Source organism: Victivallis lenta, from assembly GCF_009695545.1.
Classification (GTDB): domain Bacteria; phylum Verrucomicrobiota; class Lentisphaeria; order Victivallales; family Victivallaceae; genus Victivallis; species Victivallis lenta.
In genome coordinates this window covers 138,942-148,875 of the sequence record NZ_VUNS01000012.1, presented here as the reverse complement: position 1 = coordinate 148,875, position 9,934 = coordinate 138,942, and the positions used below count along the sequence as shown (strand labels likewise).

The 9,934-nt window shown below is 62.5% G+C and carries 8 protein-coding genes and 2 tRNA genes; 4 read left to right on the top strand and 6 right to left on the bottom strand.

What is annotated here, in order from left to right:
• Positions 1 to 405 precede the first annotated feature (405 nt).
• Positions 406 to 1,644 (bottom strand): FAD-dependent oxidoreductase, encoded by a 1,239-nt coding sequence (locus FYJ85_RS12345; protein ID WP_154418907.1) that lies wholly within the window; start codon positions 1,642 to 1,644, stop codon positions 406 to 408.
• Positions 1,645 to 1,764: 120 nt separating this feature from the next.
• On the opposite strand from FYJ85_RS12345, the gene FYJ85_RS12340 reads away from it, so the two are divergent.
• The gene (locus FYJ85_RS12340) at positions 1,765 to 2,655 is read left to right on the top strand and encodes a helix-turn-helix domain-containing protein (RefSeq protein ID WP_158703985.1); all 891 of its coding nucleotides are present in this window, start codon (positions 1,765 to 1,767) and stop codon (positions 2,653 to 2,655) included.
• On the opposite strand, the gene FYJ85_RS12335 is transcribed toward FYJ85_RS12340, so the two are convergent.
• The 5 genes from FYJ85_RS12335 to FYJ85_RS12315 all read right to left on the bottom strand — a co-directional run bounded on the left by FYJ85_RS12335 (position 2,614) and on the right by FYJ85_RS12315 (position 6,485).
• Positions 2,614 to 3,867: a phage terminase large subunit gene (locus FYJ85_RS12335; RefSeq protein ID WP_154418903.1), complete on the bottom strand. Its 1,254-nt coding sequence runs from the start codon at positions 3,865 to 3,867 to the stop codon at positions 2,614 to 2,616. The genes FYJ85_RS12340 and FYJ85_RS12335 overlap by 42 nt on opposite strands.
• Before the next feature lies 1 nt (position 3,868).
• Entirely contained in the window at positions 3,869 to 5,344 is a 1,476-nt protein-coding gene (locus FYJ85_RS12330; protein WP_154418901.1) for a hypothetical protein, read from the bottom strand.
• Positions 5,345 to 5,416: 72 nt separating this feature from the next.
• Positions 5,417 to 6,226 (bottom strand): MBL fold metallo-hydrolase, encoded by an 810-nt coding sequence (locus tag FYJ85_RS12325; RefSeq protein WP_154418899.1) that lies wholly within the window; start codon positions 6,224 to 6,226, stop codon positions 5,417 to 5,419.
• Positions 6,227 to 6,309: 83 nt separating this feature from the next.
• A tRNA-Gly gene (locus tag FYJ85_RS12320) sits at positions 6,310 to 6,385 on the bottom strand.
• Positions 6,386 to 6,409: 24 nt separating this feature from the next.
• A tRNA-Gly gene (locus FYJ85_RS12315) sits at positions 6,410 to 6,485 on the bottom strand.
• 383 nt (positions 6,486 to 6,868) lie between these two features.
• Between FYJ85_RS12315 and FYJ85_RS12310 the strand changes: the two genes are divergently transcribed.
• Genes FYJ85_RS12310 through nadA form a run of 3 tightly spaced genes read left to right on the top strand, consistent with a single transcriptional unit; the run spans position 6,869 to position 9,790 of the window.
• Positions 6,869 to 7,813 carry a hypothetical protein gene (locus FYJ85_RS12310; protein WP_154418897.1) on the top strand — a complete coding sequence of 315 codons (945 nt, stop codon included), beginning with the start codon at positions 6,869 to 6,871 and terminating at the stop codon, positions 7,811 to 7,813.
• Complete coding sequence (locus FYJ85_RS12305) at positions 7,813 to 8,901, top strand: cysteine desulfurase family protein (protein ID WP_154418895.1); 1,089 nt, start codon at positions 7,813 to 7,815, stop codon at positions 8,899 to 8,901. The genes FYJ85_RS12310 and FYJ85_RS12305 overlap by 1 nt, the downstream gene beginning before the upstream one ends.
• Positions 8,885 to 9,790 carry a quinolinate synthase NadA gene (nadA, locus tag FYJ85_RS12300; RefSeq protein ID WP_154418893.1) on the top strand — a complete coding sequence of 302 codons (906 nt, stop codon included), beginning with the start codon at positions 8,885 to 8,887 and terminating at the stop codon, positions 9,788 to 9,790. The genes FYJ85_RS12305 and nadA overlap by 17 nt, the downstream gene beginning before the upstream one ends.
• Positions 9,791 to 9,934 lie beyond the last annotated feature (144 nt).

Here is a 9,934-nt window from a genome sequence, read left to right as displayed (position 1 = left end):
AGAAATCTACATGTAATCTCAAAAATAATTACGAGTTACATCGCACTATTCAATTTTCAATCAGCTCGCCCCGAGTGGGACGCGACAGAGTTTTAATATAACTCTTTTCTGAAACTTGTCAAGCCGCATTTCGAAGATTTTTCAATCTTTCTCAAAACTCCGGCTCGCTCCGTTTTCCAGCAACCGCGTCCCTCATCAGGCGCAACAGGGATTTAAAATATACCCTTTTCCGATATTTTCAAGCTCAGATTTCATTATTTTTCAATAATTTTCCAGAAACCCAAACCAGAAATCTCAACCAGCATCCCCAACTTCAGGGGCAACGGATTTTTAATATATCATCAATTTTTCAGCTTGCAAGCTCAAATACGTTCAAACACCAAAGAATAACGCAAAAAAATGCGATCAGTCGAATAAAACATGCCGGATCTCCGTCACCGGCACATTGCGCAGCTCACAGCCGCAACGGGCGGCATACGCCCCGGCTGCGCCCGCTCCGGCACCGAGCGCCATCGCAATGCACATGACCCGGCAGCTAGCCAGCGCTTCGTGCGATGCACTGACGCAGCGTCCGGCAAACAGCAACCCGTCGAGCCGGCGGGGAACGAGCACACCGTAAGGAATATCATACGGCTGCGCCCGCTCTGCCGTACCGACCGCGTTTTCCTCATGCCCGGCGGCCTGCCCTCCCCCGGCCGGATTGTGAATGTCGATCGAGAAACAGGCGCGGCGAACAACGGCGTCGGCAAACCGCCGTCCGGCAATGCAGTCGCCCTTTTCCAGCCGGGCGACTCCCTCAAAGCGCCGGGTCTCCCGGACCCCGATCGCGGCAGGCATCTGGGAGATGAAGGCGTTCTCATAGCCCGGTACCGTTTCGCGCAGGAAATCGAGAATCCGGAACGCCTGCCGCCGCCCTTCTATTTCAGCGCGGGTCAGGTCGGCCGAGGAGGTTCCATCAATGTAATTCACCTGGGTTGCGTTGACGATATTCTCGTCCTCGCGGACAGCATGGTACAAACGGATCACGCTGACCGTATCGGGCAATCTGCCGCCCGACTGCGCCTCCAGCACGATCTCCTCCCAGGTGCGGCCGTTCACCATCGTAATGCGCGCGTCCTGTTCACAGGTGCATTTCATCCGGCGAAGAGGATCGATTCCGCCGATCAGGTACATGATGCTGACCGGCTGCATCAGACCGTCACCGGCGCGCCCGATCTCGAACGGGACGCCGGCCCGGAAGGCGACATCGCCGTCTCCGGTGCAGTCGATCACGCAGCGGGCGGAGAAAATGCGCCGCCCTTCACGGCACTCCGCTTCGACACCGGTTACCCGGTTTCCCTCAAGCCGCACCCCGGATACCGGAGCATGGAGCAGAATCTCGACGCCGCGCTCCGCAAGCAGATCGAACAGCTCAATGTCCATGCGCCGGAAATCGACGCAGCAGCCGCCGAGCCGCGCCAGAATTTCAGTGACAATGCGGCTTTCGACGCCTCCCATCAGAGGACCGACCACTGACTGTACCGCGGTTCCGCCCAATCTCCCGCTGCGTTCGAGCAGCAGCACCTTCGCTCCGCACCCGGCAGCCGCGTAAGCCGCACCGATACCGGCGGGACCGCCGCCGACTGCAATCACATCGTAATTCATCTGTTCCTGCTCCTGTTTTCCGTTTTGATTTTCTATTATCAATAATACCGGAAAACGGCGAATTTGAAAATGCAGAAAAAAGCTGTATCTTTATACAAAATTGCTTTATACAGGAAATTCATGATAACTTTCGAAGCCATCGATGCCGCTTCACCGGGAAAATCGCTCGCAGCCGCGCTGCAGGCATTCGAACGGAAGCACGGCGTACACCTGACGCTGCACGACTGCCGCGGAATCTTCTATCATGCCGACGGAACACCGTTTTTCCCGGGGCGGTACATGCATATTCACCCGTACTGCATCACCGGGCGGTTTGAGACTCCGGGCTGGAATCGGCGCTGTCACGAGGAGTGCATGCTGCGGGCCGAAGCGGCGGCCGACCGATTGCGCAGGCCGTTCCTGCACAGCTGCTGGAAGGGAGTGACCGAACTGATCGTTCCGCTCGAACGCAACGGCTCACTCGCGCTGCTGCTTTACGCCGGGGCCTTCCGGACGCCGGGGACGGAACTGCCGGAGGAGCTGCCGGAACCGCTGAGACAGCTTTACGCCGGACTCCCGCTCCCCGGCGAAAACCTCGGGAACGAGCTCGCGCTCGAGCTTCAGCTCTTCGGCCAGGGGCTGCTGCATTACGCGGACCTCTGCCGGAACCGGACCGGCGCGCCTCAGGAGAGAAGCAATCAGATCCGCCGTTTTCTGGAGGACCATGCGCATGAGGAGGCCGGGCTTGCGGAACTGGCGGAAGCCCTTCACCTCTCCGTCACCTACACCTGCCACCTGGTCAAGTACCATTTCGGCAAACCGTTCCACACGCTGCTGCGGGAGGAGCGCATCCGCCGGGCCTGCAATCTGCTCCATTCGACGGAACTGCCGCTGAAGGCGGTCGCTGCCGCGGTCGGCTTCCGCAACGAATTCTACTTCAACCGCCTTTTCACGCGCGTATGCGGGATTCCCCCGGGGGAATTCCGGAAATCAGGCCGTAATCAGCCGGGGGCCGGCTGGCCGTTCGCTTAAAATTGTGACCGCCCAGACCAACGCGTCGAGCCGGTCCGGGCTGTTCGGGCTGCTGGGCGTGAATCCCGTCATCTCTTCTTCCAGCTCCGGAAAACGCCCGACGTGATGCACCCTGCCCTGTTCGTACAATGCGGCGACCGGCTCGGCGCGCGCGATTTTTCCGCGCGTGGCGCGCACGGCACGGTAGCTCAGATTCAAATTCAGCTGGCGGAGAACCGTTTCCACAAGTTCTCCGCCATTGTTGACCTCTCCGACCACGCGGTCGGCCCGGAAGCGATCATATTCGGCATTCACCGCTGCGGCCCATTCGAGCGGACGGCCCCGGCAGCTGGCATCTGAAAGCACGTAAAAATGGTTGTCGCGGGAGCAGCCGACCGTCACGATCCCCGTGGTGTCGCTCGACGCATTCCCGGTCACGGCCGGGTCCACGCCGACGATGATGCGGTCCAGCTCCGGGGCCTCCGCGACGCGGCTCCGGTCGATCGTCCGCTGCGACCAGAGCGCTCCGGCCAGGTCGTCGAGCCAGACGCCTTCGAGAAAACGCGCGCGCTGCCGGTCGGAGAGTCCGGCCAGCGTCTCTTCAAGGTAGCCGGCAGGCAGATTCTCCGCGTTCGCTGCCGGATTCAGCAGCATTGACGCATACTGCCGGGGAAAGGTTACCGGACGGTTCGATTCCGGATCGAGCTTCTCCACGAACAGCTTGTAACTCCAATGCGACTTCCCGGACGGATTGCAGTCGAAATACGCTTTGTTCCTCAGCGCCGTTTTCTGGGCCAGCCGGGTCAGTGCGGTGTTAACCGCCTCATAGCCGATCTCGGAGCATTCGTTGAAGTAGATCGTGCTGAACTCCTTGCCGAGAATCTTGTCGGCGCGCTCCCCGGCGTCGAGGCCGCCGAACCAGATTTCGGAACGGTTCGGCAGCCGGACGAACTGATCGCGCGACGACTCCGCGAGCCGAAGGCGCGGAAAGGCGAGGCGAACCACCTTCGGCAGCGTATCCATCAGCACCGACTGCCGCACGCTGTTCGAGTGCAGACGCAGGATCGCGTGACGGCTCCCCGGAGCACGCAGCGCCCGCACCAGCAGCGCATAAACCAGAATAAACGTCTTGCCGGAACGGGAGCCGCCGAACAGAAGCACATACCGGCTGCCGCCGCCGAGCAGCTTCAGCGCCTGCTGCTGGGCGGCGGTTTTGCGGAAAGCGGAATCCATATCAGTGGCTGCTCCAGTAATTCGGGTTCCACTGCAAATCGCCGGGCGCCTTCTGGTAACTGCGCGAGATGCGCGTATAGAGCTTGCCCGAATTGCTGAACGTCTCCCGGCAAGTCTGACCGATCCGCAGGAACGACCCGGATGCACCGGCCACGGCGGCGGTCGACACCCGGACGGCGGCCCAGGCGGCGAGATCCGCGATCTGCCGGGCGGCATCGCCGGATCTGTAGACGCTTTCGGTGATGACCAGACAGCGCAGCGTGCTTTCGATCATATTTTCGGCAAGCCGCCCGTCGGCTGAAAACGGACAGCCGCTGCCGGAATTCCAGTTCAGAATCGGCCGGAAGCGGCCGTCCGGCAGTTTCTGGAAGCCGGCCATTTCCGCCGAAACATGGAATTCCGCCATATCCACCGAGACATCGACGCGCGTGGAGAGGTTCGTGCGGTCTTCCGCCGAATACCGGCCGAACAGCCCGGGATTACCGGGATGCTGCGCCTCGATGTCCAGCTCGTACTCCATCTCCGACAGCCGTTTCGGGGAGATGTCCGTGATGATGCACTCCTCCTCTTCGGTCCAGTCGGCCGGGCAGAGGCCGGTCTGGCCGTAGAAGGCGGAGAGCTCCTCCGCCGCGACCCGCCAGCGCACTTTCCAGACGATCTCGCGCTGAATTGCGCCGGAGCGGGAGAGGCCCGCGAATTTCTCGCTCCGCACCTTCGCAATGCAGCGCGTTTCGACCTTGCGGGCGAGCAGCACGACCTCGAAGCCGATTTTTCCGACCAGCTTCGAATCGGCGGAGACGAGCGTGAATTTTTCTCCGGCCCAGGCCGCCGCGCCGCCGACCGGGTGATCCGCCAGAAACGCATCGTGTTCCGAAGCCGCGACGAACCAGACCGCGCGCTTCGTCTCGAAACCGTCGCCGTCGGTTCCGGCCTGCGGAAGACCGAGTTCCGCAAGCGTCGCTTCCCGCGCCGTCACCTCAAGCTCGACGGAGAAACCGGAGTTCGAACTCCGGCAGCTTTCGCAAATGAACGCGCCCCCCTCCCACTCCAGCGGACGGCCCGGCTGCGGAATCAGTTCCGGCGAAACCGAAGCGGACGCCCGGAACCGCATCGTGCGCCGGTGCGCGCCGTCCGTCTCATAAACGTCCACGACCGAACCGGCCGCGGCCAGCGCCGGCGCCTCACCGCCGCCGGCGGCGAATTCCGCGCCGGAGAAAATCACGCGGCAGACGGCGAGACTGACCGGCTTCAACTCGATGCCGGTCACCAGAACGGTTTCCGAAAATTCATATGAACCGTCCGCCGCGGGAATGCGGAACGGCTCCCCGATACCGCCGGCCCAGCCGCGCGCCTCCGCCTGCAACTGCTCCAGGCCGGACGCCGGTTCTTCGAGGGCGAGCTCCCAGGCGCTTTCGAGCGAAACGCTCCCCTCCGCATCGATCTTCAGATTCGCGTGATAAAGATTCTGCACAATCATGGCGTCCCCCCTTGTGGTTAGTGTCACAATTGCGGGGGGCAGTCAACTTTTACGCTCAGGCGAAAGCCGCCGTCAGCGCGCCGCCAGATGGGCCTGCGCCGTATGTTTCTCCAATCCGGGCAGGCCGGGAGCAGCAGTTACGCCGAAACGCTTGAGCAGCTGCCGCCCGAGCTCCGCTGCGTCGGGCCGCGGATGATTCGCCAGATACGCCTCGGCAGCCCGCGAGTACCGCAGCACGGTTTCGCGGCAGATTTCGAGAAACGCCGGGATCTCCTCTTCGGGAACATCCCCGTCGAAAGGCGCACAGGCATGGCCGCAGAGAATCCGCCTGATCCTTCCCTGCCGGAAAAGCGCTTCGATTTTCGCCACGCTCTGCAGATACGCCTCCGGATCGATATAAAGCGCGATTCCGGTATAAACGGTCCCGCATCCCTGAAACGCATCGCCGGTGAACAGCATACCGCTCGCCGACTCCAGCACACAGACCGAATCGGGCGAATGCCCGGGCGTGTGGATGATCTCGAACCGGAGCCCGGCGCTTTCAAGCAGCGCACCGTCCCTCAGCAGAAGATCCGGCCGGAATCCGGCCGCCTCCAGTCCCGCGGCGCCCGCCCGGTGGATTGCGAATTTCGCGCCGCACAGCTCACGCAGCCGGGCGTTTCCGCCCGCATGGTCCTCGTGGTGATGCGTATTGATGACCAGCCGGAGCGCGGAAAGAGAAAATCCGAAATGCCGGAACTGCGGCAGCAGAAAACCGTCGACCGCCTCCGGCAGCGCCGTATCGACCAGAACACCGCCCGCCGGGCCCGCAACCAGCAGCATTCCGGTAAACGACACGCCCCACGGATAACGGAGATAATGAAAAGCCGTATCCTGCATCATGCCGTACGATACACTCCCCGGCACAACTTTTCAACCGGGATGCCGGAAAAATGGAGGAAGGAGTCGGAAAAAAGACAAAAAAATGGAGCGAGTGACCGGAATCGAACCGGCGACAATCACGTTGGCAACGTGATGCTCTACCAACTGAGCTACACTCGCACCTGAACGAACGATGAGAAAAAATGGAGCGAGTGACCGGAATCGAACCGGCGACAATCACGTTGGCAACGTGATGCTCTACCAACTGAGCTACACTCGCATATCTCACATTCGACGTTTCTAAATATATTCCCGCTCTGAAAAAATGCAAGCTCAAAATCTCATTTTTTTTGAAAATTTTCCGCCTGCACAGGGTCCGAAGCCCTGAATCGCCGTTTTTGACCGGGAGACGACTCCACATCCGGCCGACCGCCCGGACAGAACTCCGCGAACAGCCATGCCCGCGCCGGCACGGAACACTCGGGAAATGAATACCTGCGGCCCCTTTCCCGCGGGAACAAAGCGCAACGCACCGGCAAACTGCGCCTTTCCGGCGGCAGCAGGCTCTTGTTCCTCAGGAAATCTCCGCGCGGGTTGCAAAAAGCTCGTTTTCATATTATGTTAATACAACGTCGTTTTGTCAATACGGAAAGCATGGAACCCATGAAATTTCTCAAATATCTGTCCGCATTCGCCGTCGCCGCCGCGCTGGCGGGCTGTTCGCTCTTCCCGACCGGCCCCGCACTGCCGGAGAATTCGCCGCGCCTCGTCGCGTATCAGCTCGGAGATGAACCGGAACTCCTGGTCATCCCGGTCTGTGACCGCGACGGCTCGCTCGCCATCGCCGCGCCCCGCATCCTGCGCGCCCCGTACCGCGACATCCTGCGGCTGAACGACGAGTGCGGCAGCGTGTGGCGGCGGAAACGGCAGCCTTCCCGGCTGCTGATGCTGACGCCGGGCGGAACCCTCTGGTCGGCGCTTCCGGTCGAAACGCCGGAACCGGCGCTCGTCTTCTTCCGTTCCACACTCGACGAGGCCGGGAAAGCACAACTGCTGGACGAGTTGAAAACACGCGAATTCGAGCTTGCGGCTCCCGATTCCGCCTGGCTCGCTCCCGGCACGGCGGAGCTGAATGCCCCGGTCGCGGTCGAACCGCTCGACGGCGATGCAAATTGGGATGCTGCAGTCCGGTTCGTCGAAGCGGCCGAAGCTCCCGGACCGGCCGGACCGTTCGAGCCGTTCGACCGCGCCGCCGGGCGGCACGGCGTCTACTGTTCGGCGCAGAAGTCCCATGTCAAACCCGATTATCCCCCGAACGCGGTCCTGACCCTGGAGTACGCGAAAGACAAACCGGTCCGGATCGGCAGCAGGGCCGAATTCAGCGACCCCGGGGAGCTTTACAAGGCGTTATCCATCCATCTGGCCAGCGGAAGCTATGCATTGGTCAAGCTCAAGCTTTCCGCACTCGAGGACGTATTCCCGCTCGAACGCAGCGGTATCGGCGCCCTCGTGCGTGAGCGCGCGCTGCATTATGGTTCGGACCACGTTGTCGAAATGCCGGACCAAACCACGGTCTGGTACTGCAGCCGCTGTCTCTCGGCCGAATAATGATCTATCTCGATTACAACGCGACCACTCCCTGCGCCCCGGAAGTCGTCGAAGCGATGCAGCCGTATTTCGGAACCGTCTTCGGCAATCCGTCGAGCCTCCACCCGTTCGGCGCGGCGGCGGAGAAGGCCGTCCGGCGCGCCGCGGAACAGGTAGCCAAACTCATCTGCGCCGAGCCGGAACAGATCCTGTTCACCGGCAGCGCGACCGAGAGCAACAACCATGCGATCCGGAACGCTCCGCCGGGAGAACTGCTCCTGACGACCGCCGAACATGCCTCGCTGTACGAACCGGCCCGGCTGCGCGGCTCCGTGCGCCTGGTTCCGCCGTGTCCGGAAGCCATTATTGCGGCGGCTTCCACCGGCACCGCGCTCGCGGCGCTGAACCTCGCGAATCATGAAACCGGCGAGCTTCTGCCGGAACCGGAGCGGATTGCGCGGCGGTTGCGCGAACGCGGCATCCCGCTCCACTTCGACGCGACCCAGGCGGTCGGGAAACTTCCGGTCGACGTACGGCTTCTCGGCTGCGACAGCATGGCCTTTTCCGCCCACAAGCTGTACGGACCCAAGGGCGTCGGCGTCCTCTATCTCCGGGAACCGGAGCGGTTCCGGCCGCTGCTGACCGGCGGCGGCCAGCAGCGCGGGCTCCGGGCCGGAACGCTCGATGTACCCGGCATCGCCGGGCTCGGCAAAGCGGCGGAGCTGGTCCGTTTCCCCTCCTCCGCCCCGCGCGACCGGTTCGAGGCGTGCCTCGCTTGTTCCGGCATTCCGCACCGGATCGCCGGAACAGGGCATGCGCGCCTGCCGCAGACCTGCTGCGTGCTGTTTCCGGGACAGGACGGCATGAAGCTCGTCGCGCTGCTCGGAGAGGCCGGAGTCGCCGTGTCGAGCGGCAGCGCCTGCTCTTCCGGCGGCCTGTCGCGCATCCTGCTCGCAGCCGGAGCCGACCCGGTCGCGGCCGCCGGAGCGCTCCGCGTCTCCTTCGGGCTTCACTCAACCGTCCGCGAGGCCGAAACCGCCGCGGACATCATCCTTGAAACCATCCGCAAACACCAAACTCCAGGAGTCATCGATGTCGGATCTTATTGAAGAAATCAAACAGCTCAAGGCCGAACGCAAGGCCGTCATTCTCGCCCACAACTACGTGAAGGCCGAACTGCAGGACATCGCCGATTTCACCGGCGACTCGCTTGAGCTCTCGATCAAAGCCAAAAACGCCGGGGCCGGCGTCATCGTCTTCTGCGGCGTCCGGTTCATGGCCGAAACCGCGAAACTGCTTTCGCCGCAGTCGGTCGTCCTGCTGCCGAACCCGGACGCGGGTTGCCCGATGGCCGACATGGCCGCGGCCGACAAGGTGGCCGCCTACAAGGCCGCCCACCCCGACACGATCATCGTCGCCTATGTCAACACGACCGCCGCCGTGAAGGCGCACGTCGACATCTGCTGCACCTCGGGCAACGCCGAAAAGATCATCGCCTCCCTTCCGGCGGACAAGGAGGTGCTCTTCCTGCCGGACCGCAACCTCGGCGGGAATCTGAACCGCAAGCTCGGGCGGAACATGCAGCTCTGGCCCGGCTTCTGCCCGACCCACGACCGGGTGACGCCGGCGGTGATCGCCGCGGCCCGGGCGGAACACCCCGGAGTCAAGGTGCTCGTCCACCCCGAATGCGACCCCGAAGTAGTCGCCCTGGCCGATGTCGCGCTCAGTACCGGCGGCATCCTCCGCCACGTCCGGGAATCCAGCGACAAGGCGTTCATCATCGGCACCGAAATCGGCATCCTGCACCGGCTCCGGCAGGAGAATCCCGGCAGGGAGTTCTTCCCGCTCCAGCCGGAGATGACCTGTCCGAACATGAAGAAAATCACCCTCGAAAACGTCCGCGACTGCCTGAAGGACATGGCGCCGCAAATCGAGCTTCCGCCCGAAATCATGGCTTCCGCCGTCAAGCCCATCGAAAGGATGCTCGCCCTCTCCTGATTTTCCGCGCAGCAGACGTGCGGGAGGCGCGTTGCGTTCTCCCGCCGTCCGGCTCTCCGGGCAGCCGGCGCCACCCCGTAAAAAGCGCCGTTTTTGTCGGAAAATCATCTTGAAAATCGCACGACCCGGCAGTAATGTAATGAG

What these genes read in the sequence shown, in the direction of transcription:
- FYJ85_RS12345 (WP_154418907.1), bottom strand. Translation starts at nt 1,644, where the DNA reads ATGAATTACGATGTGATTGCAGTCGGCGGCGGTCCCGCCGGTATCGGT.
- FYJ85_RS12340 (WP_158703985.1), top strand. Translation starts at nt 1,765, where the DNA reads ATGATAACTTTCGAAGCCATCGATGCCGCTTCACCGGGAAAATCGCTC.
- FYJ85_RS12335 (WP_154418903.1), bottom strand. Translation starts at nt 3,867, where the DNA reads ATGGATTCCGCTTTCCGCAAAACCGCCGCCCAGCAGCAGGCGCTGAAG.
- FYJ85_RS12330 (WP_154418901.1), bottom strand. Translation starts at nt 5,344, where the DNA reads ATGATTGTGCAGAATCTTTATCACGCGAATCTGAAGATCGATGCGGAG.
- FYJ85_RS12325 (WP_154418899.1), bottom strand. Translation starts at nt 6,226, where the DNA reads ATGATGCAGGATACGGCTTTTCATTATCTCCGTTATCCGTGGGGCGTG.
- FYJ85_RS12310 (WP_154418897.1), top strand. Translation starts at nt 6,869, where the DNA reads ATGAAATTTCTCAAATATCTGTCCGCATTCGCCGTCGCCGCCGCGCTG.
- FYJ85_RS12305 (WP_154418895.1), top strand. Translation starts at nt 7,813, where the DNA reads ATGATCTATCTCGATTACAACGCGACCACTCCCTGCGCCCCGGAAGTC.
- nadA (WP_154418893.1), top strand. Translation starts at nt 8,885, where the DNA reads ATGTCGGATCTTATTGAAGAAATCAAACAGCTCAAGGCCGAACGCAAG.